The organism is Metabacillus mangrovi, from assembly GCF_009711125.1.
In the GTDB taxonomy this organism is placed as follows: Bacteria; Bacillota; Bacilli; order Bacillales; family Bacillaceae; genus Metabacillus_B; species Metabacillus_B mangrovi.
Genome location: NZ_WMIB01000005.1, coordinates 67,120 through 88,813 on the forward strand (window position 1 = coordinate 67,120; position 21,694 = coordinate 88,813).

General features: G+C 47.1%; 21 protein-coding genes and 1 riboswitch. Of the genes, 9 read left to right on the plus strand and 12 right to left on the minus strand.

The window, feature by feature from the left end; all coding sequences use genetic code 11:
- Positions 1–6: 6 nt before the first annotated feature.
- The 3 genes from argC to GKZ89_RS07570 form a co-directional block, all read right to left on the minus strand.
- Positions 7–1,035, minus strand: coding sequence for an N-acetyl-gamma-glutamyl-phosphate reductase (argC, locus tag GKZ89_RS07560; protein WP_155111907.1), 1,029 nt, complete (start codon positions 1,033–1,035; stop codon positions 7–9).
- A gap of 399 nt (positions 1,036–1,434) precedes the next feature.
- On the minus strand, positions 1,435–1,743 hold the full coding sequence (locus GKZ89_RS07565; RefSeq protein WP_155111800.1) for a metal-sulfur cluster assembly factor: 309 nt from the start codon (positions 1,741–1,743) through the stop codon (positions 1,435–1,437).
- 58 nt (positions 1,744–1,801) lie between these two features.
- On the minus strand, positions 1,802–2,587 hold the full coding sequence (locus GKZ89_RS07570) for a prolyl oligopeptidase family serine peptidase (protein WP_155111801.1): 786 nt from the start codon (positions 2,585–2,587) through the stop codon (positions 1,802–1,804).
- 171 nt (positions 2,588–2,758) lie between these two features.
- Here GKZ89_RS07570 and GKZ89_RS07575 point away from each other — a divergent pair, with 171 nt between their 5' ends.
- The 3 genes from GKZ89_RS07575 (at position 2,759) to GKZ89_RS07580 (ending at position 3,999) form a co-directional block, all read left to right on the plus strand.
- Positions 2,759–3,571 carry a Cof-type HAD-IIB family hydrolase gene (locus GKZ89_RS07575; RefSeq protein WP_155111802.1) on the plus strand — a complete coding sequence of 271 codons (813 nt, stop codon included), beginning with the start codon at positions 2,759–2,761 and terminating at the stop codon, positions 3,569–3,571.
- 98 nt (positions 3,572–3,669) lie between these two features.
- Positions 3,670–3,828: a hypothetical protein gene (locus GKZ89_RS20980; RefSeq protein WP_164502878.1), complete on the plus strand. Its 159-nt coding sequence runs from the start codon at positions 3,670–3,672 to the stop codon at positions 3,826–3,828.
- Positions 3,829–3,999, plus strand: a complete 171-nt coding sequence (locus GKZ89_RS07580) for a DUF3813 domain-containing protein (RefSeq protein ID WP_155111803.1) — start codon at positions 3,829–3,831, stop codon at positions 3,997–3,999.
- Between the two features lie 27 nt (positions 4,000–4,026).
- Here GKZ89_RS07580 and GKZ89_RS07585 read toward each other — a convergent pair whose 3' ends face one another.
- Positions 4,027–4,377: a BsuPI-related putative proteinase inhibitor gene (locus tag GKZ89_RS07585; RefSeq protein ID WP_155111804.1), complete on the minus strand. Its 351-nt coding sequence runs from the start codon at positions 4,375–4,377 to the stop codon at positions 4,027–4,029.
- A gap of 45 nt (positions 4,378–4,422) precedes the next feature.
- On the minus strand, positions 4,423–5,265 hold the full coding sequence (locus GKZ89_RS07590) for a YitT family protein (protein ID WP_155111805.1): 843 nt from the start codon (positions 5,263–5,265) through the stop codon (positions 4,423–4,425).
- Positions 5,266–5,442: 177 nt separating this feature from the next.
- On the opposite strand from GKZ89_RS07590, the gene GKZ89_RS07595 reads away from it, so the two are divergent.
- Together GKZ89_RS07595 and GKZ89_RS07600 are read left to right on the plus strand one after the other, a co-directional pair.
- Positions 5,443–6,300 (plus strand): DegV family protein, encoded by an 858-nt coding sequence (locus GKZ89_RS07595; protein WP_155111806.1) that lies wholly within the window; start codon positions 5,443–5,445, stop codon positions 6,298–6,300.
- A gap of 57 nt (positions 6,301–6,357) precedes the next feature.
- Positions 6,358–6,489: a DUF3941 domain-containing protein gene (locus GKZ89_RS07600; RefSeq protein ID WP_155111807.1), complete on the plus strand. Its 132-nt coding sequence runs from the start codon at positions 6,358–6,360 to the stop codon at positions 6,487–6,489.
- Positions 6,490–6,853: 364 nt separating this feature from the next.
- On the opposite strand, the gene GKZ89_RS07605 is transcribed toward GKZ89_RS07600, so the two are convergent.
- The 4 genes from GKZ89_RS07605 to GKZ89_RS07620 form a co-directional block, all read right to left on the minus strand.
- Positions 6,854–7,903 carry a hypothetical protein gene (locus GKZ89_RS07605; protein ID WP_155111808.1) on the minus strand — a complete coding sequence of 350 codons (1,050 nt, stop codon included), beginning with the start codon at positions 7,901–7,903 and terminating at the stop codon, positions 6,854–6,856.
- A 272-nt stretch (positions 7,904–8,175) separates the two neighbouring features.
- Complete coding sequence (locus tag GKZ89_RS07610) at positions 8,176–9,825, minus strand: methyl-accepting chemotaxis protein (RefSeq protein ID WP_155111809.1); 1,650 nt, start codon at positions 9,823–9,825, stop codon at positions 8,176–8,178.
- Positions 9,822–10,787, minus strand: coding sequence for a BMP family lipoprotein (locus GKZ89_RS07615; RefSeq protein ID WP_241680165.1), 966 nt, complete (start codon positions 10,785–10,787; stop codon positions 9,822–9,824). The genes GKZ89_RS07610 and GKZ89_RS07615 overlap by 4 nt, the downstream gene beginning before the upstream one ends.
- Positions 10,788–10,885: 98 nt before the next feature.
- Positions 10,886–11,740 (minus strand): CvfB family protein, encoded by an 855-nt coding sequence (locus tag GKZ89_RS07620; RefSeq protein WP_338324903.1) that lies wholly within the window; start codon positions 11,738–11,740, stop codon positions 10,886–10,888.
- 219 nt (positions 11,741–11,959) lie between these two features.
- Here GKZ89_RS07620 and GKZ89_RS07625 point away from each other — a divergent pair, with 219 nt between their 5' ends.
- The 4 genes from GKZ89_RS07625 (at position 11,960) to GKZ89_RS07640 (ending at position 19,335) form a co-directional block, all read left to right on the plus strand.
- Positions 11,960–12,451, plus strand: a complete 492-nt coding sequence (locus tag GKZ89_RS07625; protein ID WP_155111810.1) for a YajQ family cyclic di-GMP-binding protein — start codon at positions 11,960–11,962, stop codon at positions 12,449–12,451.
- Between the two features lie 220 nt (positions 12,452–12,671).
- A riboswitch (SAM riboswitch) is annotated at positions 12,672–12,782 on the plus strand.
- Positions 12,783–12,883: 101 nt separating this feature from the next.
- A complete protein-coding gene (locus GKZ89_RS07630) occupies positions 12,884–14,743 on the plus strand; it encodes a bifunctional homocysteine S-methyltransferase/methylenetetrahydrofolate reductase (RefSeq protein ID WP_162356580.1) in 1,860 nt (619 codons plus the stop codon).
- On the plus strand, positions 14,727–18,134 hold the full coding sequence (gene metH / locus GKZ89_RS07635; RefSeq protein ID WP_155111811.1) for a methionine synthase: 3,408 nt from the start codon (positions 14,727–14,729) through the stop codon (positions 18,132–18,134). Before GKZ89_RS07630 ends, metH begins: the two co-directional genes overlap by 17 nt.
- 331 nt (positions 18,135–18,465) lie before the next feature.
- Entirely contained in the window at positions 18,466–19,335 is an 870-nt protein-coding gene (locus GKZ89_RS07640) for an SDR family oxidoreductase (protein ID WP_155111812.1), read from the plus strand.
- A 66-nt stretch (positions 19,336–19,401) separates the two neighbouring features.
- Here GKZ89_RS07640 and GKZ89_RS07645 read toward each other — a convergent pair whose 3' ends face one another.
- Genes GKZ89_RS07645 through GKZ89_RS07655 form a run of 3 tightly spaced genes read right to left on the minus strand, consistent with a single transcriptional unit; the run spans position 19,402 to position 21,252 of the window.
- Entirely contained in the window at positions 19,402–20,016 is a 615-nt protein-coding gene (locus tag GKZ89_RS07645) for an ABC-2 transporter permease (protein WP_155111813.1), read from the minus strand.
- Positions 20,009–20,875 (minus strand): ABC transporter ATP-binding protein, encoded by an 867-nt coding sequence (locus GKZ89_RS07650; protein ID WP_155111814.1) that lies wholly within the window; start codon positions 20,873–20,875, stop codon positions 20,009–20,011. The genes GKZ89_RS07645 and GKZ89_RS07650 overlap by 8 nt, the downstream gene beginning before the upstream one ends.
- Positions 20,875–21,252: a GntR family transcriptional regulator gene (locus tag GKZ89_RS07655; protein WP_155111815.1), complete on the minus strand. Its 378-nt coding sequence runs from the start codon at positions 21,250–21,252 to the stop codon at positions 20,875–20,877. The genes GKZ89_RS07650 and GKZ89_RS07655 overlap by 1 nt, the downstream gene beginning before the upstream one ends.
- Positions 21,253–21,694 lie beyond the last annotated feature (442 nt).

Consider the following 21,694-nt stretch of genomic DNA (forward strand, 5'->3'; position numbering starts at 1 on the left):
TCCCCCTTATGGATACATTGGAACAAACTTCAACCCTGTCCGCTCATCCCATCCATTCATCAAATTATAGTTCTGGACGGCCTGCCCGGCTGCCCCTTTCATTAAATTATCAATGACCGCTGCGATCACGGCCCGGCCCGTCCGCTCATCCACCTTCAATCCAATGTCGCAAAAGTTCGAACCCGTTACTTCCTTCGTCTGCGGATAGTTTCCAGGCTTCCTGATCCTTACGAACGGGTCGTTCTCATAAAAAGTACGGTAGCTGTCCAGGAGCGACTCCGTTGAAACCGGCTCATTCAGCTGCACATACATGGTTGTCAGGATCCCTCTTGTCATCGGGACAAGGTGGGGGGTAAAGCTGATGGTCACGGGGCCTGCCGCCCATTCCGAAAGCTGCTGCTCGATTTCCGGTGTGTGCTGGTGCTCACCAGGCTTATAAACTTTCAAATTTTCATTCAGCTCTGAGTAGTGCGTGCCAAGACCTGCCTTTCTTCCTGCACCCGATACCCCCGACTTTGCATCGATAATAATCGAACCAGTATCGGCCTGCTGGTGCTTGAGCAGCGGCGCCAAACCGAGCAGGGAAGCGGTAGGATAGCAGCCTGGATTCGAGAGAATGTCCGCATTGCGGATCTTCTCCCTGTTGATCTCGGACAATCCGTAAACGGCAGCCTCTGTCATTTCCTCAGGGGCTGCTGTCCGCCCGTACCACTTTTCGTATTCGCCGCTCTTTTTCAAACGGAGATCCCCGGATAGATCAATGACCCGTATCCCCTTTTTGGATAAAAGCGGGGTCAGTTCAGCAGAAACTCCCGGAGGAGCCGCAATAAACATGGTATCGATCCCTTCTGCTTCCTCCACATCTCTTAAAGGGTCATCCATTAGATCCGACACATGGGGATACACTTCTGAGTAGGCCCCCCCTTGTTGAGAGGATGTATACATTATACATTTTTCTGTATAAGGATGATTCGCTAGCAATCTATAAAGCTCAATCCCTCCATAGCCTGTAGAACCAACTATACCTGCATTCAAACTCCTCACCCGCCGTCTCTTCCATTGAATTAGTTTTCATTATAAGTACGTATATACATAAATGCAACTGTATATTTATTATTTTTACAACTTTATAGGAAGAAAACCTTCTAAACTGCTTTACAGCAGGGAAGCAGGGAATTGATATTTTTTTAGATCAGCAGGGATTAGGGACGATGCCTGGCATTGTTGCCAGGCATCAGGGATTCGTAGCGATGCCCGGCATTGTTGCCAGGCAACATCCGTAATTTGCAATTTACAGGCCATTCGTCACAACGCGGCAGCTTTTGCAAGCCTGCAGTCCCTCGCTTTTACAAGTCGTTGCTTATCCCGCTGTTCTTCTCCTTTTCCCATAAAAAAACACTCCCTGCAAATTGCAGAGAGTGTGTTCTTAAATTCTCAGGTGATGCCGAGTGCGATTTTTGCGTAGCGGGACATGCGCTCTTTGGACCAAGGCGGGTTCCAGACGATGTTGACTTCTGTTTCTTTTACTTCCGGAATGTCAGCCAGTGCAATTTTCACCTGATCGACAATGGTGCCTGCAAGGGGGCAGCCCATGGAGGTCAGGGTCATGGTTACTTCTGTTTTGCCTGCCTCGTCCATTTCGACGTCATAGACAAGCCCAAGGTTCACGATGTCTATTCCGAGCTCTGGGTCAACGACTTGCTCAAGTGCTCCCATTAGGTTTTCTTTCAAAGCTTCTTCCATTTTCGTTCACTCCTTCATTGTGTTCCTTTTCCGCATTATAACGGAGTTTTCGCTATTTTTAAACCGGTTTGCTTAAATCCAGGTGTGTACTGAACCAGTTGACAAGGTCGATAAGCCCTTCGCGTGATACTTTATGGTCTGCGTTCGGATCGCGGATGAATTGGATGTTTCCAGGCACGTCTGCATAAGCAGAACGGGCCTTTTCGTAAAATTCCCATGTCGGTTCAAACGGAACGACCTGGTCTTTTTCTCCGTGCCAGAAAAGGAGCGGACGTCCATTGAGTGCTTCCATCTGCAGGCTTAAATCGAATGGCTCAAGCATTTTCAGCTTATGATCCAGTTCAGTATCCGAGATCGGCAGCACGTGGCCGGCTTTACGCAGATATTCTACCTGCTTCCTCAAAAAATGAACGTAATGCGGACTGCCCATCAGACTGACCCCGGCTTTTATCCATGGATATTGGGTAAGGGCACCAAGGGTGACAATGCCGCCCATCGACGTTCCGGCGGCACCGATGCGGTCCTCATCAATCAGGCCTCTGTCTGCAAAGTCATCTTTGATCGCTTTCAGTTCATGAATGGTATTCATTACAATATCCCAAAAGCGTACATTTAATTCCATGGAAGAGAGCGGCTCCGAGCGTTCTCCATGGTACATGGCTTCGGGCAAAACCACTCTGGCTCCTTTTTCCGCGAGCAGATAGGCATAGTGCAGATTGTGTTCTTTTGCGCTCGTAAAGCCGTGCACAAATAGGACGAATGGCGCTGCTTCATGCTTTATTTCCTCTTTTACGATGTGCAGGGCCGGAACGCCTCCTGCTGCAATCTTTTCGACAATAACCAATTCAGGATTCCTCCTTGCTGTGCGAAACACTTTATGCAACTATAGTGTATCATCTTTTCACATCAAGGAAAAAATTTAAGCCAGCTTAGAATAAGTAAGGATTCCGTTCAAAATGCAGGATTTTTGATATAATATAGATGGAACAAGAAACTGTGACCAAAGGGAGATTTTATGGAAAATAAACCATATTTGATTGCATTGGATTTAGATGGAACTCTGCTGCGGGATGATAAGACCATTTCAGATTACTCAAAAAATGTGATCCGCAAAGCAAAGGATGCCGGTCATATTGTCTGTATCGCAACCGGACGCCCTTTCCGCTCAAGCTCCATTTATTACAGAGAGCTTGAACTGGATACTCCGATTGTGAATTTCAACGGTGCTTTTGTCCATCATCCAAAGGATGAGGGCTGGGGCATGTTCCACAAAACGCTTGAGCTTGATGTTGTTCAGGAAATCATTAAAACAGCTGATGATCACGGCGTACATAATATGCTTGCAGAAGTAAAGGATCGCGTTTATTTCCATAGACATGATGAACGGCTCCTCGATGTATTCAGTATGGGGGATCCTGAGATGACGGTGGGCCACCTTGGCGAGACGCTCGGTGAGGATGTGACAAGCATTCTAATTCATGCAGAAGAACAGAATGTTGACACGATCCGCTCGTACCTCTCCGATGTTCATGCAGAGGTAGTCGAGCACCGCAGATGGGCTGCCCCGTGGCATGTCATTGAAATTATTAAAGCTGGCATCAACAAAGCCGTTGGTCTGAAAAAGCTCACGGATCATTACGGCATTCCAGCTGAACGGGTCATCGCTTTCGGAGACGAGGACAACGATTTGGAAATGCTGAAGTTTGCAGGACACGGAGTGGCGATGGGGAATGCCATCGACGTTTTAAAAGAAGCTGCGAACAAAGAAACGGTTTCCAATATGGATGACGGGATAGCGGTCTATCTGAAACGGGAATTGGGTCTTTAAACGGAATTTTCCACCTCTAAAACCGCTGCTCTTGCTAATAATAAAGGGGATTCCTTCTTGGAATCCCTTTTTCATTCACAAAAGAGGAGATGGTAAGAATGGGCAGAGGAAAATCACGCCGTTTTGTACACCAGGGTAAAAATGCTGTAGCACAGCATGATGAGCGCATTCCTTATCATTTAACGATGGCTGAAGCAGAACAAGAAGCGGAACGCAAGCATGATCAAGCGGACCAGACTTCCTTGGGAGGCTTTTAAATGGCCAACAAAATGTTCCAGAAGGCACGCGAGACTGTCCGGGAAGCATCATCTGCAAGCCCGGAATCCATGGACCGCGCTAAAAATGCTCTATCTTCTGCCTACGCCAACTCTACTGATGCCGAAAAAGTGCAGCTCCGCGAACTTCAGCAGGAGCTCGAAAGCCGATAATAAAAACCGCCCTCTTTGGGCGGTTTGCTATTTACTTAATAAAAAATAGGTTTCTGCAGACAGATTGCTGCTTCCGGTCAGTTCTGCCAACACTCTGTATTCTCCAGGCTTTGTGTCTTCTGTATATTTCCATCTTTCCTGAAACACTTTTTCTTCTCCTCGTTCAAACTCCATTTTCCGGATTGCCTGCGTAAACATTTTCCCTTTGGAGTATTTATAAACCTCATTGCCATCCTCATCCAGGATAATCAGCTCGAAGGTTTGCCCCGTCGGAAAGGTCACGGTTTCGGCTGCCGGTGCATCATTGCGGACCAGCAGCTTGAGGACAGCCTGATCCCTTTCCGCGTTCGCTGATACGTTCAATTTGATATCCTTCATAGAAGCGGTCACCTCCAAGGTCTGTTTTCTGCCTGGTCCAGTTACTCAATCTTTTCTAAAAGAGCCGACAATTCCAGTGGTTTCTACGATATTCGTAAAGGCCTGCGGATCTACCTCCTGAATGGTTTTTTCTAAATCATATAGCTCATATCTTGTAATGACCATCACGAGCATTTCCTTCGTTTCATTTGTAAAACCGCCTTTTGCAGGTACAGCGGTAATACCTCTGACAAGCTTTGCATGGATCGCTTTTTTCAATGCATCCGCTTTTTTCGTCACAATCATCGCGGTCAGCTTCTCATAGCGGGTGTGAATGGCGTCGATGACGCGTGTAGACGCATAAAGGGCTACGAGTGTATAAAGTGCTTTTTCCCACCCGAATAAAACGCCTGCTGAGAAGATAATCACAGCATTCATCATAAAGAAATACGTGCCGACCGGCTTGTCTTTTTTCCTGGACAGGATCATCGCCACGATATCCAGACCGCCTGTCGATGCTCCATACTTCAAGGTCAGTCCAACCCCCACCGCCGCGATCACACCGCCGAAAACAGCATTGAGCAGGATATCTTTTGATATTTGCTCAAGCGGAATAAAACCGAGAAAAACAGTGGTCGCAGCGACACTGATGATGCTGTAGATGGTAAAGGATCTCCCAACCTGCCTCCAGCCGATAATAAATACCGGGATGTTCAGCAGAAGCAGGAGGATCCCTGTTGAAATCGTAAAAGGGGTATACCTTGCCAACACGCTCGAGATGAGCTGCGCGACGCCCGTGAACCCGCTTGCGTACACTTTTGCCGGAATTAAAAAGAGATTCAGCGCAATTGCATTCAGCAGCGCACCAAATATGACAATGACTACTTTTTTTGACTCTTCCATGACCATTTGCGGATTCCTCCCCGAGACTTTCTCACATTGTTGGTTTACCCTATTTACCCGTTTCCAAATACATTGTTTGTCAAGCTGAATCCCTTGCTATACAATGTGAATGAATTTATTCATATTCTTTTTATTTGTTTTACAGTAAAATAGAAAATAATTGAAAAAAACCGAGGTGTATACATGAACGTTCAAATTATAGCGGACAGCGCCAGTGATCTTCCATTGGAGTTCTTCGAAAGCAACAAGGTTGTCCTTCTTCCACTCGGCGTCCATCTGAAGGGTGAGGATTATGAAGATCTGCTCACCATTCAATCTGTGGACATCTACGAAGCGATGAAAGCGGGCGAAATGGCAAAAACATCCCAATGCAATCCGATGACGATCAAAGAGATGTTCACCGGACTCGCTCAAAAGGGGGAAACCGCCTTTTATCCGGCGTTCTCATCCGAACTGTCGGGAACGTATCAGACGGCTGTCATGGTCGCAAATGAAGTAAAAGAAGAATACCCGGACTTCACTTTATCCATCCTTGATACAAAATGCGCATCCCTCGGATACGGACTCGTAGTCAAGCATGCAGCAGAGCTTGCAGCAAAAGGACATACTCTTTCTGAAATAGAACAATCAGCGAGAGAGTATGCTGACCATATGGAGCATCTGTTTACTGTGGACGACCTGGAATACTTGGCAAGAGGCGGGCGCGTCAGCAAAGCATCCGCGTTCGTCGGAGGACTTCTGAATATTAAGCCGCTGCTGCACGTGGAAGGCGGCAAGCTGATTCCGCTGGAGAAAATAAGAGGCCGCAAAAAAGTATTCCGCCGCATGATCGAGCTGATGAAGGAACGCGGAGAAGGTGTAAACGGACAGGCTGTCGCCATCAGCCACGGAGATGACTTGGAAACCGCAGAGGAGCTGAAAGCGATGATCCTCGAAGAGTTTCAGCCCTCAGACGTCACCATTAATATGATCGGCTCTGCCGTCGGCTCCCACTCCGGACCCGGCACCATCGCCCTCTTTTTCCTGAACAAACGCTTATAATTCGAACAGAATGCGGTTACTCTAACATCATCACCATCCGAAAGGAGCAGGATGCAGATGCCGCATACAAGTGACAACGATAAAAAAGCAAAAGACAACAACGCCAAGCACGAGAAAAAAAACCAGCAGGCCGAAAAAAACCGCCAGGCCGGAAAGAATCAGTACAGTAAAGAAACAGATCATTTGTGAGCAAAAAGGACAGCTGCATGGGCAGCTGTCCTTTTTTTGTTTTTGTTTATTCCCTCATATCAGGAGTTGAATGGATAACTCCAGGCAGACTTGCTTCCTTTTGGGCAGGAAATGCCGCCTTTCTCCTATCGTTTGGTCCCTTCTAGGTGAATTGCTGAGTTCCAGACAGGTATTGTTGACATTATTAGATCAGTTATTGCCCTAGCAAACGGAATTGCTGACTTTTTTATATTAATTGCTGACTTTTCTATGTTAATTGCTGACTTTTTTTCATTAATTGCTGACTTCCGGGCTGGAATTGCTGACTTTCCTGCATGAATTGCTGAATTCGACCGTTTGCTGCAAGCAGCAGGATCCCCCCCTGCTACGTTGTCCTCTCCCTAAATCCGAGCGGATCAGGACCAGCAGCCATCAGATAATCCGGCGGCTCTTTTTCGGGGGCTCCGATTGGCTGCTTTGATTGTGTATAGTAATGAGCCTCCAGTTTGTAGATCTGCCTTCTGATGGAGTTCCACTCTTCCTGGGACAGCCCAGTGTGCTTTATTTTTTCGGCAAGTTCAGAGAATACTCCAGGGTTCAGCTTTTCTCCGTTCTGAATGCGCTTTTTGCAATCGAGGATCGCATCCTCGACTTCGTGGGATGGCTCATCCCATGAAAAATAAAGATTTTCTTCGTTCAGTTCTTCAGCCAGTATGGACCTGAGCTTTGTAGCTGTTTTACGGTCTGAGGTGATGGCGATGTCGTGTGCGTATAAAATAATCTGGAAGTACTGGCCGTAATCCTCCCCTTTGATTACTCTCATTTCTCTGGACATTGGCATGTGAAAAATCTCGCTATGCACCCATGTAAGGAATTTAAACTGCCATTGAAGGAGCTTTGGCGGCTTTTCCTCTCTGATCTGGCAGCTTTCAAGAATTTCTTTAATCTGATCGAAAGCATCCTCAAACTTTTCCTTTTTGATCATGATTTTAATGGTGTCCAGATAATACCTGTGTATGAAATAGGGTGCTTTCATGATGGGAATGGAGATGACGAGTGAAACGACTAAAAAACCCATTATGATTGTGATGGGATACCCCATGAGGATTTGTTTCCAATACGGTCTTTTTTCTCTGGAATAATTCTCAACGCGCGTTGTCACCCAGCCGTTCAAAAGGGGAATTCCTGCAAGCAATGCTGCAGCAATGATCCGGACTGCGATCTGGTTATCCGGCGCAAAAGGAATCAGGCTTCTGGTGGCGAGCGGGAAAATAAAGGTGATAAGAACGAGAAGCCAATAAAAAGACACAACACCAATGAAGCTAACCTTCGAATCGTCCCGGGAAGGAACTCTCCCGAGAAATGAAGCAGTGGCAAAGCTGAAAAGCTTGCTCAGCGCTTTTGATGCAAATGCAATGATGGATTGAATCAGCAAGGCAAACCTCTCCTTATGTTTTACTAAGAATACTTTTTCCCTATCCTTGCTGTTTGTAAGCTGGGAAAAATTGCGAAGAAAAGCTGCTCTGACCCCACATTCGCTAACGCACTAAACCTCCGTCCCCTCTTCTCCCAATACCGGACGTACCGAGGGCTGGCAACCCGCTTACCTGTTCCCCCGCCGCTTTAAAGCAGCCTGGGTCAGTGCAAACAAGCAAACCACAATAAAAACCCAATCAAAAAGGACGCATCCGATGCGCCCCCTCCTTCTTACTCTTCCTTCATTTTAAACTCAGCCAGTGTCATGTTTAAGTCATCTGTCAGCACTCTGAGCTCGGTTACTTTTGCGGACATTTTTTCAAAAGCAGAGAGCTGCTCGGTTGTGGAGGCGGAGATTTCTTCGCTTCCTGCCGCGGTTTCTTCTACGACGGCAGAGATGCTTTCCACGTTGGACAGTACTTTACCGCCAAGTTCTTTTGATTTTGAAAGGCCGGCGCTCAGGTGCTCCAGGCCGCCGGAAATTTTGTCCATCATCTGTTCAATATCCGTAAAGGTCTGGGTGGTTTCGCCCATCGACTGCTCCTGCTGATTGGCAAGATTCATTCCCAGGCTGACGGCCTCGGACACTTCGGTGATTCCATTTTTGATCATGGTGGCCATATTGGATATATGCTGGGTGGACGCTGCTGATTGTTCCGCAAGCTTTCTCACCTCTGCTGCTACTACGGCAAACCCTTTTCCTGCTTCACCTGCCCTTGCAGCTTCGATGGCTGCATTCAGAGCAAGAAGGTTGGTCTGGTCTGCAATTCCCGCCACGACCTTGGCCATGTCTTCGATCTTTGCGGTGTACCCTGCAAAGTCTTCTGTTGTTTTCTGGATGTGTTCACTTGCTTCCAAATTGCTTTTGATGAGATTTTTTTGATTTTCGATTGCTATTTTCCCGCTGTCAACAGCTTCCCGGGCTTTTTCCCCGTGGAGCACCATCTGTCCGCTTCTTTCTACATTCAGCAGGAAGCTTCGGTCCATTTCATCAATCAGTGTGACGGCGTCCTGTAAATCGCCTGAAATCGATTGTGCCCCTGCGGAAAGCTCATCTGTTGAGACAGCCACCTGATTGCTGATTTCTGTCAAGGACCGGTTCTCGCCTTCAAGCTGTTTGGCGAAGCCTTCCACATCCTTGCTGACGCTGTCGATTGAGAAAAGGAGGGCCTTCAGCTGGTTGGTCATTTGATTAAAGGCGGTGTTCAGTACACCGATTTCATCGTTCCCTTTGTAAGGAACTTCCTTTACCAGCAGATTCCCCCCGGTAATCTGCTGCGCATTTTCAGATAAGCTTTTCAGCGGCTTTGTGATCCGGTTTGTGATCCTCACTGCTATGACAGTAGACACAATCAGCAGAAGCAGACTCCCGGCTATCGCTGAAAAAATCACGAAGGTAATCTTGTACTTTAACTCCTCCTGAAGCGCATCATAATAAGCGCGCGCTTCTTCGTTCAGCATATAAACATCATTTTGTATTCCTTCAATCCGGATCGATTGCCGTTTCGCTTCAGCCGGGTTTCCTGAATCCAGTGCTGCCGCTGCTTCCGGCTTCCACTTTTCAAATTTCTCCTTCGCAGATCTGAAACGGTCATTATCTTTTAGCTTCTGATCAAGGCTGCTTATTCGGTCTTCCACTTTCTTCATTCCTTGAAGCGATTCATCCTTTTGGGCTTCCGAAAGGGAGAACGAATAGTTACTGATGCTTTGCTTTAACCCTTCCATCTCGGCATCCAGCTGCTGAATGTCCATCATGACCGGCACGTAATCCTGATTGGAAGCCTGAATGGACAGCATGCTGATGATGATAAACAGGATAAGGCCGGCTGCAAGTGTCATCAATCCGATTATATTGAGTAAAAGCCGTTTCCGAATGGTCATTTAGCTGCCCCCCCGAATTGAGCTTTCATGCTGTCAAGCTTGCCTTGTTCCGCAGGAGTGAGTTCTGTAATCCTTACCGGTGCCAGAGCAACTCCGTTTTCGGCAATTCCGAACTCTATATGGCCCTTTGGCACTTTGCCTGTTTTCTTAAAATCTTTCACGATTTCAAAAATCGCAACATCTACGTTTTTGAGCATAGAGGTTATGACTGCTTTTTCTGCATAGAAAAACTGATCGCTGTCTACACCAATTCCATACACGTTTTGTTTTTGAGCTTCTTTTAATACACCGACGCCTGTAAACCCGGCAGCTGCATATAAAATATCCGCCTGTTTTTCAATCAATTCCGCTCCCAGACGGGCACCGAGTTTATCATCACCGAAGTTTTCAGCAAAAACGGACTCAATCCGGACGTCCGGATTAACAGAGTTCGCACCTTTCTGAAAACCATCTAAAAATTTGCGGATCAGCGGCACATCCGCTCCCCCTACGAACCCAAGAACTTCGGACTCGGTTTTCATTGCAGCAAGTGCTCCTGCCAGATAGCTGCCCTCGTCTTCTTTAAAGGTAAGCGAAGTAATATTTTCAAGCTCTGATACCGCATCAATCAGGATAAAGCGCTGCTTTGGATATTTTTTCGCTGCTTTTTCCAAATCCTCCTGGACCATGAAGCCCAGTCCGATCACAATATCATTTCCTTCCTCAACCAGTTCCTCAATCCCTTTTCCATACGTTTTGGAGTCTGCGAGCTCCCGGTAATCAAACTGGATGCCGAGTTCATTCCTGGCTTTTTGCAGGCCTCTGAAGGCCGAGTCGCTGAATGACTGGTCTCCGAGCCCAACATCGGACAGCATTACTCCGATTTTTATTTTTTCAGTTGCTTCTTTCTGTGCAGGCTTCTGGCCGCATCCGGTCAGAAAAATGAAACAGAGCACGGTCATGATGACTATGTATTTCTTCAAAGTCTTACTCCCCTTTTATTATCTATTGATAAGTACACTTATTTATCGGCTAAAACAAACTCCCTTTAAAGAAAAAAAAAAGAACAGCAAGCCGCAGCTTACTGTTCTTTCGTAAAGTACGTCCATCCGTCTTCCTGATAGACTCTTTTCTCTTTCATTAAATAGCCAAGCGCGCGTTTAAAAGCAGCCTTGCTCATTCCAAACCGTTCTTTGATATCTTCCGGATTGGACTTGTCTGAATAAGGCATGGACCCGTTGCGCAGCCCCATGTAGCCGATGATTTTCTCTGCGTCCGGGCTGATCGCTTCCTGTTTTCGAGGAAGGAGGGATACATTGATCGAGCCATCCTCTTTCACGTCAATTACCCGGCCTCCTACAAGTTGTCCAAGCCGGGGCTCGGAAGTCATCTGGCTTTCATGGATAAACCCTTTGTACCCTTCCAGAGAAAGGAAAAAGCAGCCCGCTTCAATGTGACGGTACACATGACCGGAAACACTCTTATTAAAAGCTTCCCTTGATGCAGAGACAAAAAGTTCACTTATTACATCTTCTGTCGCATGCTTTGCAAAAAAGCGGCCGTTTTCTGTGATTCTCATCGTGCAATACAGCTTGTCTCCCTTTTCAGGCCACACCGGCCGATATTCAGGCAGAATATCATTGGCGATGAGCGCATCCTTCGAGAGGCCGATATTTACGAACACTCCCATATGATCGACTGTGTCCACGGCTTCCACCCAGCCGTATTCACCTTCTTTTATAATCGGCATTTTCATCGTCGCCGCCAGTCTGTCCTCAAAGTCAAGAAACAGAAAAACATCTACATATTCTCTATCATCAATGGCCTCTGTCATTTCGCTGTTGTGAAGAAGAACTCTCGTCTCTCCATCTGTCAGGAAATAGCCGAAATCCAAACGTTCATCTATCTCAAGCCTTTCATACGTTCCTGCTCTCACTGATCATCGATCCTTTCTGTCGTACGTACAAGTAATATGGCATGTTTCATTCTACTATAATCATGAATGAAAAGGAAACGTCCTCTGAGCAGGAAACATAGCTGTATTTGGTCCAATCTCGTTTTTTTGCCGGCGTCCGCTTCATCCAGCTATGGTGTTTCACGCTGAACCATTTATAATATAGGATAGACAACCACATTATTTTCAGGAGGTATGGTCATGTCCAAGGAGAATTCATTTGATATCGTATCCAAGGTAGAAATGCCAGAGGTGCAGAATGCCATAGTAGTGGCTTTGAAGGAAATCCAGAACCGGTATGATTTTAAAGGAAGCAAAAGTGATATCAAGCTGGAAAAAGAAGAGCTCGTTCTTGTCTCAGATGATGATTACAAGCTGGAGCAGCTGAAGGATGTTCTGATCAGCAAGCTGATCCGCAGAGAAGTGCCGGTGAAAAACATTCAGTACGGGAAAGTGGAAGGCGCTTCCGGCGGTACCGTCCGCCAGCGCGGAAAACTTGTCCAGGGAATCGACAAGGACAACGCAAAGCGGATCAATACGATTATTAAAAACTCCGGATTAAAGGTAAAATCCCAAGTCCAGGATGACCAGGTCCGCGTCACCGGAAAAAACCGGGATGACCTTCAGCAGATCATCGCCGCCATCCGGCAGGCTGAGCTTCCGATCGATGTACAATTTATTAATTACAGATAATGGGGAACCGCTTCGATTGAGGCGGTTTTTTTTATTGGTCACCCGACCGGTCTGCTCCTTGCCGCCTCCTCCGGTATAAGTGTCCTGCGTCATCATCTAATGAGGGACTATCAAATCGGACATTTCCCAGGCTGATTGAAAAAATCGATGCCTCCCCCTTGATTGTTATCGAAAAATTAGGTAAATTGGGAGTAATCTATTTTTCTTAAATGAATATCGTTTCTTATCAAGAGAAGCTGAGGGACTGGCCCGATGATGCTTCAGCAACCGGTCATGCGCATGCGTGCCAAGGTGCTAAATCCAGCTAAGCGTGAAGCTTGGAAGATAAGAGGAAGCCCGGACATTCAAGCCTTCTTCTTAAGAAGGCTTTTATTTTTTTCACAAAAAACAAATGGCAAGGCCTTCAAAATTAACTTAAGGGGGATTCATGCAGTGGGTTTTTTAGAGGATTTGCAGAATGAAATTTTAATAGGAGACGGCGCGATGGGTACGCTGCTGTATTCCCATGGAATCGACCGCTGTTTTGAAGAATTAAATCTTTCGAGGCCCGATCAGGTTCAAAGCATTCATGAGGCGTATATAAAAGCGGGTGCCCGTGTTATTCAAACGAACACGTACGGCGGTAATTTTATTAAACTCTCACGCTACGGGCTTGAAGATGACATCCGCCGCATCAATTCGAAGGCGGTTAAGCTTGCAAGGGCCGCTGCCGGAACTGATGCTTATGTGCTCGCTACGGTAGGCGGGGTCCGGGCATTTAAGAAGAGCTCCCATACGCTGGAAGAGCTGAAAAGAAGCTTCCGGGAGCAGCTGTTCGTACTGCTGAACGAGGAGATTGACGGCCTTCTTCTGGAAACCTTTTATGATCTGGAAGAATTAAAAGCTGTTCTGGATATTGCAAGAAAGGAAACGGATTTGCCGATTACAGCGAATGTTTCCCTCCATGAAACGGGTGTACTGCAGGACGGAACGCCGCTTGCCCGGGGCTTAAGGGAGCTTGAAGAGCTTGGTGCCGATGTGGTTGGCCTGAACTGCCGGCTCGGTCCCTATCATATGCTCGAATCGCTGGATGAGGTCCCGCTTCTTGATAAAGCTTTTCTGTCTGTTTATCCAAACGGCAGTCTTCCTTCTGTTGATGAAGGCCGCCTTGTATATGAATCAGATGAGGGATATTTTGCCGAAAGCGCTCTTGCTTTCAGAGACCAGGGAGCCCGGCTGATCGGGGGATGCTGCGGAACAACACCAAAGCATATCAAAGCGATGGCCGATGCCGTCAGAGGCCTTGAACCGATCCGCGAGAAAACGGTAAAGGCGAAGAAAGCCGCTGTGTCTGTTCAGGAACGCCTTGAGCCTGCCTATCCCCCTCTTCACGAGATTGTGAAGGAACGCCGCTCTGTAATTGTAGAGCTTGACCCTCCGAAAACGCTCGGACTCGATAAATTTTTTAAAGGAGCAGAAGAGCTGAAAAAAACCGGGATTGACAGCATCACGCTTGCTGACAACTCTCTTGCCTCACCAAGGATCAGCAATGTGGCGGTCGGAACGCAGCTGAAGGAACGGCATGATATGCGTCCCCTCATCCACCTGACATGCCGGGACCGGAATCTGATCGGCCTGCAGTCTCATTTGATGGGCCTACACTCCCTTGGATTGACGGATGTTCTCGCTATAACCGGAGATCCATCCAAGATCGGTGATTTTCCGGGAGCCACGTCCGTTTATGATCTGTCTTCCTTTGATTTGATTTCCCTGATCAAGCAATTTAACGAAGGGCTCTCTTACTCCGGCAAAGCCTTGGGCGGAAAAACGAATTTCACTGTAGCCGGCGCTTTTAATCCTAATGTACGCCATTTAAATAAAGCGGCCGAACGCCTTGAGAAAAAAATCGCTTGCGGTGCGGACTATTTTATTTCTCAGCCCATCTATTCCGTGAAGCAGATGGAAGAAGTGCATGATGCAGTCAAGCATTTATCTGCACCGCTCTATATCGGGGTCATGCCGCTGACAAGCAGCCGGAACGCGGAATTTATCCATCATGAAATTCCGGGGATAAAGCTTTCCGATCAAATCCGCAGTAAGATGGCGGAGGCCGGAAGCGATCCGGTGCGGGCAAAAGCGGAAGGCATCGCGATTGCGAAGGAAATCATTGACGCCGCTTTTGATCTTTTTAATGGCATCTATTTAATTACACCATTCCTTAAATACGAATATTCAGTGGAGCTCGCTGAATACATCCGTGATAAAGAGCAGCAGCGTTCAGAAAGGGAGTTTTCACATGTCCAGCATTCATGAACAATTGGCAAAAAGAATACTAGTACTAGACGGTGCAATGGGAACGATGATCCAGGATGCCGATTTGACGGCCGATGATTTCGGCGGTGAGGCTTATGACGGCTGCAATGAATATTTGACGATTGTAAAGCCGGAAATTCTTACGCATATTCATGAAACCTATCTTAAAGCTGGCGCCGACATTATCGAGACAAATACATTCGGCGGCACGAGCCTTGTCCTGGATGAATATGAACTCGGGCACCTTGCCTATGAAATCAATTTCAAGGGAGCAAGGCTTGCTAAAGAAGCGGCAGCTGCCTTTTCTACGGAGGACCATCCGCGCTTTGTGGCAGGGTCGATGGGGCCGACTACAAAAACCCTTTCTGTCACGGGCGGCACGACCTTTGATGCTCTCATCACTACGTATGAGGAGCAGGCCCGCGGTCTGATCGAAGGCGGATCCGATCTCCTCCTTCTGGAAACGAGCCAGGATATGCTGAACGTTAAGGCAGGGTTCCTTGGGATCAAGCAGGCCTTTGCCAATACAGGAAAAGAACTGCCGCTCATGGTATCCGGCACGATTGAACCGATGGGAACAACACTTGCAGGCCAGACAATCGATTCGTTCTATATATCCCTTCAGCATATGAAGCCATTAAGCGTCGGTTTGAACTGTGCAACAGGACCGGAGTTTATGACCGACCATATCCGGACTCTGTCTGAAATGGCCGGCACAGCTGTCAGCTGTTACCCGAACGCAGGTCTCCCGGATGAAGAAGGAAATTATCATGAATCCCCTTCTACACTTGCAGCGAAAATAAAAGGATTTGCTGAAAAAGGCTGGCTGAACATTGTCGGGGGCTGCTGCGGAACGACGCCCGCCCACATCGAAGCATTGGCTGAAGCGGTAAAAGAACTGCCGCCCCGCCAAATCGGCGATCCGCTCAAGCAGCATGCGGTCTCCGGAATTGAACCGCTCGTATATGATGAAACGATGAGACCGCTGTTTGTCGGAGAACGGACGAATGTGATCGGCTCCCGCAAATTCAAACGGCTTATCGCAGAACAAAAGTATGAAGAAGCAGCGGAGATTGCCCGCCTGCAGGTCAAAAACGGCGCCCACGTCATTGACATCTGTCTTGCAGATCCGGACCGCGAGGAACAAGAAGACATGGAACTCTTTATTCAGGAAGTATCGAAAAAAATTAAGGTTCCTCTCGTCATTGATTCGACCGATCATCATGTGATTGAGACGGCCCTCAAATATACGCAGGGAAAAGCGATCATCAACTCGATCAACCTCGAGGACGGGGAGGAGCGGTTTGAGGCGGTCCTGCCACTCGTAAAAAAATACGGTGCTGCCCTCGTTGTGGGAACGATCGATGAAACGGGAATGGCAACATCAGCCGAAAGAAAGCTCGAAATTGCGAAGCGGTCCCATGACCTTCTCGTGAACAAGCATGGCCTTAAATCATCAGACCTTATTTTCGACCCGCTCGTTTTTCCTGTCGGTACAGGAGACCAGCAGTATATCGGCTCTGCCGCAGAAACCGTCAGGGGGCTTGAGCTGATTAAAAAGGAACTGCCAGACTGTTTGACGATACTCGGAGTGAGCAACGTGTCATTCGGGCTCCCCCCTGTCGGACGTGAAATTTTGAATGCGGTCTACCTCTATCACTGCACGAAGGCAGGACTGGACTATGCGATCGTTAACACAGAAAAACTGGAACGGTTTGCAAGCATACCGGAGGACGAAGTGAAGCTTGCCGAAGATCTCCTATTCAGAACAGATGATCAGACTCTTGCTGTTTTCACCGATTACTACCGCGAGAAAAAGAAAACGGTGAAAAAGCCTGCTGAAACACTGACACTCGAGGAGCGTCTCGCAGCTTATGTTGTGGAAGGGACAAAGGAAGGACTGCTTCCGGATCTTGAGCTGGCACTGGCAAAATACCCTGACCCTCTTGAAATCATCAACGGACCGCTTATGGAGGGAATGGCCGAGGTCGGCGTGCTGTTTAATACGAACCAGCTGATCGTTGCCGAAGTCCTGCAGAGCGCGGAAGTCATGAAAACATCCGTCTCGTTCCTCGAACCGCATATGGAAGTGAAGGATGACAGCGGAAAAGGAAAAATCCTTCTTGCCACCGTCAAAGGGGATGTTCATGATATCGGGAAGAACTTGGTGGAGATTATTTTAAGCAACAACGGATTCAGGGTGGTGGATCTCGGAATTAAAGTAACCCCCCAGGAAATTATCGAAGCGGTGCGAAAAGAAAAACCGGACGTTATCGGACTTTCCGGCCTGCTCGTAAAATCTGCACAGCAGATGGTGCTGACCGCACAGGATCTCGAGCAGGCGAGCATCAGCACGCCGATCATGGTCGGGGGTGCTGCCCTTTCGAGGAAATTCACGGATTATAAAATCTCACCTGAATATAAAGGAACGGTGCTGTACGCAAAAGATGCGATGGATGGATTGTCCCTGGCCAACCGCCTCCGACAGGATCCGCATCAATTTGTAAAAAAAGAGGTGCCCATTGCATCAACGGCTGTCCGCGAGCCATCTTCAGCCGTAGCCACCCTGCTGGAAAAACGGAAAACAGTCAGCCTTGCACCACTTCTGACGCCATCTGACTGCGACCGGCATGTGATCAAGTCCATCAGCTTGGAGCATATCGTTCCGTATATTAACATGCAAATGCTGCTCGGCCATCACCTTGGGGTAAAAGGAAAAATTAAAGAGCTGTATGCGAAAAAAGATGAAAAAACAATGGCATTAAAAGAACTAATCGAAGAATTGCTCATTCAGGGCAAGGAAGAAAAATGGTTTGAGCCAGCCTTCGTTTATCAGTTTTTCCGTGCACAAAGCGACGGCAACAAGCTTCATGTTTATTCAAAGGAAGGCAGCGTTCTTGAAACCTTTGACTTCCCGCGCCAGGCCAAGCTGCCGAACCGCTGCATATCCGACTATGTACGCGAGGAAAGTGAGGGCGAAGATTATGTCTCCTTCTTTGCAGTTACCGCCGGACGCAATGTACGTGAAGCCGCGAAGAAATTCAAAGAACAGGGCGATTTCCTGAAAAGCCACGCGGTCCAGGCCCTGGCTCTGGAAATGGCAGAAGGGCTGGCTGAACGCACACACCAGCTCATCCGCGACCGCTGGGGCTTCCCGGATTCCCCTGATTTCACAATGGATCAGCGGTTCTCAGCGAAATACCCGGGACAGCGCTACTCCTTCGGCTACCCGGCTTGCCCTGACCTTGACGATCAAGCCAAGCTGTTCCGCCTGATCCGTCCCGAAACCATCGGCATCGAACTGACAGAAGGCTTCATGATGGAACCGGAAGCATCCGTCTCAGCGATCGTCGTCTCACATCCGGAAGCACGCTATTTTAATGTGTTGTAAAAAATGACATCAAACCCGGAATGCACGGTGCATTCCGGGTTTTGCTGTATCCGGGATTGTCCGGTCCAGGCCATCAAAAAAATGCTGAAACAAAATCAGGTCTCTTCACTTAGCTGACTGAAGAGAAAAAAGCAATCCATTCAGGGCAGCCGAAACCGTGACTGCTCAATGCCGTTCAGGGTCGTCTGGCTGAGGATTGCTTGTACAGCATTCAGCAGAAGCCAGACTGGATTCGTATAAAACAACAAATTGAATGAACTGCGTTTTATTTCCTTCTCTAAGGGAATCATCAAATAGGAATAACTTTAAAATGCCTTGAGGAGTGGAAAAAATGAGCGGACAAAACGAATCTAACCAGACTTTACCCGAGCAGCACCAGGATATTCAGCCGGGTAAAGAAACAAAAATGCACCCTGAGCCTAAATTTTCAGGCGACTTTTATAAAGGCAGCGGCAAGCTGGATGGCAAAACAGCGATCATCACAGGCGGAGACAGCGGAATCGGCCGTGCCGTCGCCATCTTTTTCGCCCGTGAAGGCGCGAATGTGACCATTGCTTATCTGAATGAACATGAAGATGCAAAAGAAACAAAGCGCCTAGTTGAGCAGGAAGGGCGCAGCTGCTTTATTATCGCAGGAGATATAGGGGACGAAGGATTCTGCAAACAGATCGTCAGAGAAACCATCGTGAAGTTCGGCAAGCTGGACATCCTCGTGAACAATGCAGCTGAACAGCATCCGCAGGAAAACTTTGAGGACATTACAGCTGAACAGCTTGAAAAAACATTCCGTACAAATATTTTTTCAATGTTCCACCTGACGAAAGCAGCCCTTCCGCATTTACAGCAAGGCAGCTCGATTATCAATACGACTTCCATTACTGCCTATGCAGGCAGCCCTGGACTGATCGATTATTCCGCTACCAAAGGAGCGATCACTGCTTTTACCCGTTCTTTATCCGGAAATCTTGTCAGCAAGGGAATCCGTGTAAACGGTGTAGCACCAGGCCCAATCTGGACACCGCTGATTCCATCGACTTTCCCTGCTGAAAAAGTCGGCCAATTCGGTGCTGATACACCAATGGGCCGCCCCGGGCAGCCGGAAGAACTTGCTGCAAGCTACGTCTATCTGGCCAGCCAGGATTCAAGCTATGTAACCGGCCAGGTGCTGCATGTGAACGGCGGAAAAGTGATAAACGGCTAAAATGGCTAAGGGAACGCACTCGGTGCGTTCCCTTTTTATTATGAAGCTGCGCCCATGAACGTTCTTTTAAAATTCACGCGCTTTATAGATCTTCAAGGTAAGAAAATAAGACATCACACACAGGACAACCGTTACAGCACCAGTCCAGGCAAGCAAATCAGCAGGCGAAAGTGAGACAACGGTTTCAAAAAAGCTCATCACCATCTCGCCTGCAAGATCCATCACCTTCATGCCGAAAAAGATAAACAGAATGAAAAGGAAACTTAAGATGGTAACCAGATATCTATTTGAAAATTTATATAATAGGGGAAAGTACAGTGCCGTAAAAATCATGACAGACATTAGTCCGAATAAGATGTCCCCAATGCTTCCTGTCTCTTTTCCTCCGGTTATGGCTGCCTGAAGTCCCAGGGTAATAAAAGCATAGATGACCGATACGATAAACGTTCCGATAAATTTGGAAAGAATGATTTTGCCTCTTGAATAAGGGAGACTGATGAGAAAGATGTTGCCGTTCTTCTTTGAATCATACCAGTGGGTGTTGATGGCATAAGAACCGCCTACTACTGCCGTTATGACAGGCAAGTTGGAGCCTACACCAATATAGAGCACGACAATCGCCAGATAGATGAGAAACAGCCATTTTTGCAGTCGGAAATCTTTGAGAATCAGATTATACATGCGCTTCCCCTCTTTTCGTAAAATACATGATATCTTCAAGTGTCGGTTTCTCGATCAAGGCTTCCCTTCCTATAATAGACCTCACTGCATCCGCATTAGAGGTCAATGCCTCAAATCCGAATTTCGTCTCCTTTATCCCCGTCAGCTCACTTTTCACTTCTTTTGTCAGGACATCCGCATCACCTTTCACTACTCCGTATGTCGAAAAAACAGAATGAACATCTTCGTTAAAAATAATCCTTCCATTGTGGATGAATATCAGGTAATCCGCGATCCGGTCCAGGTCGGTTGTAATATGAGTGGAAAAGAAAATTGACTTTTCCTGGTCCTGCATAATCTCAAACAATAGATCGAGAAGTTCTCTTCTGAACACCGGATCCAGACCTGAAGTCGGTTCATCCATAATAATGAGCTCAGCATGATGGGATAAAGCGAACATAAGAGAGGTCTTCATCTTCATCCCTTTAGACATGCTGCTGATCCTCTTTTTCTCCGGAAGCTCGAAAGCATCCAGGTATTTCTGAAATTTACTCTCATCCCAATTTTGATAAGCAGGAGCTATAAACTTTTTCAGATCCCGGATTGTCATTTCTTCATAAAAAACACTATCATCATACACAAACCCGATTCTTTCTTTGATCCACAGCTCATCCTTTTCGTGATCTTTTCCGAAGACGGTCAGGGTTCCGGAATCTTTCTTCAGCAGATTCATAATCAGTTTTATCGTCGAACTCTTCCCCGCTCCATTAGCACCAATAAATCCTGTAACAAACCCCTTTTTTACTGTAAAGCTAATATCCTTCAGCTGAAATCCTTTAAATGATTTTGTGACATTGTGAAGCTCCACTGCGTTTTCCATTAATCCATCCCCCTGTATAATTTAGCGAGCATCTCCTGTGCTTCTTCAATGCTCACGTTTTCATTCCGGCAATCCCTGAGGACATCCCTCATCTTTGATTCGATTTCCTGAATCCGCTTTTCTCTCAGTGCTTGATCCGTCTGGTATGCAACAAAGGAACCTTTCCCGACTGCCGAATAGATCAGCCCTTCCTTTTCCAATTCTTCATAGGCCCGCTTAGAGGTTATCACGCTGATCTGTAATTCCTTAGCCAGCAGCCGAATTGAAGGAAGTGCTTCTCCTTCTTTAAGGTCCCCTTTTAAAATCTGCTGCTTGATCTGATCGATGACCTGCTGATAAATGGGAGTTTTGGATTGGTTTGAAATCAATACTTTCATAGAAAACCCCTTCAATAATTGTATATATACAATATATACAATATGCACAGTGAGGTCAAGTGTGTATATTAAAACAGTACGAAGGTTAACAGCTAAAAAGTCAGTCATTGGATAGGATATGGAGATTTACCGAGAATTGAGGAAAGGGTTACTGGCAGATAGAATCTGCATAAGAATACCGGCATCACACACGTTTTAGTGGTGTGACACCAGCAAAAAGCAGGAAAGTATCCATAGAAACTGCAGCGGCGGCCAAATATATGTTTTATCAGGAGGCGAATCGGGTGCCGCTGAGGGCATATCTTCGAAATTAAAATTTTATCTCCTAATTTGCCAGAATATCTTCGAAACGATGATTTTATCTTCGAAACTGGGAATATATTATCGATTCCCACTCTATATCGATTATTCGGGAAAATTCGACAAGAATGCCGGATTCAGA

What these genes read in the sequence shown, in the direction of transcription:
- GKZ89_RS07565 (WP_155111800.1), bottom strand. Translation starts at nt 1,743, where the DNA reads ATGGAAGAAGCTTTGAAAGAAAACCTAATGGGAGCACTTGAGCAAGTC.
- GKZ89_RS07575 (WP_155111802.1), top strand. Translation starts at nt 2,759, where the DNA reads ATGGAAAATAAACCATATTTGATTGCATTGGATTTAGATGGAACTCTG.
- GKZ89_RS20980 (WP_164502878.1), top strand. Translation starts at nt 3,670, where the DNA reads ATGGGCAGAGGAAAATCACGCCGTTTTGTACACCAGGGTAAAAATGCT.
- GKZ89_RS07580 (WP_155111803.1), top strand. Translation starts at nt 3,829, where the DNA reads ATGGCCAACAAAATGTTCCAGAAGGCACGCGAGACTGTCCGGGAAGCA.
- GKZ89_RS07585 (WP_155111804.1), bottom strand. Translation starts at nt 4,377, where the DNA reads ATGAAGGATATCAAATTGAACGTATCAGCGAACGCGGAAAGGGATCAG.
- GKZ89_RS07590 (WP_155111805.1), bottom strand. Translation starts at nt 5,265, where the DNA reads ATGGTCATGGAAGAGTCAAAAAAAGTAGTCATTGTCATATTTGGTGCG.
- GKZ89_RS07595 (WP_155111806.1), top strand. Translation starts at nt 5,443, where the DNA reads ATGAACGTTCAAATTATAGCGGACAGCGCCAGTGATCTTCCATTGGAG.
- GKZ89_RS07600 (WP_155111807.1), top strand. Translation starts at nt 6,358, where the DNA reads ATGCCGCATACAAGTGACAACGATAAAAAAGCAAAAGACAACAACGCC.
- GKZ89_RS07610 (WP_155111809.1), bottom strand. Translation starts at nt 9,825, where the DNA reads ATGACCATTCGGAAACGGCTTTTACTCAATATAATCGGATTGATGACA.
- GKZ89_RS07625 (WP_155111810.1), top strand. Translation starts at nt 11,960, where the DNA reads ATGTCCAAGGAGAATTCATTTGATATCGTATCCAAGGTAGAAATGCCA.
- metH (WP_155111811.1), top strand. Translation starts at nt 14,727, where the DNA reads ATGTCCAGCATTCATGAACAATTGGCAAAAAGAATACTAGTACTAGAC.
- GKZ89_RS07640 (WP_155111812.1), top strand. Translation starts at nt 18,466, where the DNA reads ATGAGCGGACAAAACGAATCTAACCAGACTTTACCCGAGCAGCACCAG.
- GKZ89_RS07645 (WP_155111813.1), bottom strand. Translation starts at nt 20,016, where the DNA reads ATGTATAATCTGATTCTCAAAGATTTCCGACTGCAAAAATGGCTGTTT.
- GKZ89_RS07650 (WP_155111814.1), bottom strand. Translation starts at nt 20,875, where the DNA reads ATGGAAAACGCAGTGGAGCTTCACAATGTCACAAAATCATTTAAAGGA.
- GKZ89_RS07655 (WP_155111815.1), bottom strand. Translation starts at nt 21,252, where the DNA reads ATGAAAGTATTGATTTCAAACCAATCCAAAACTCCCATTTATCAGCAG.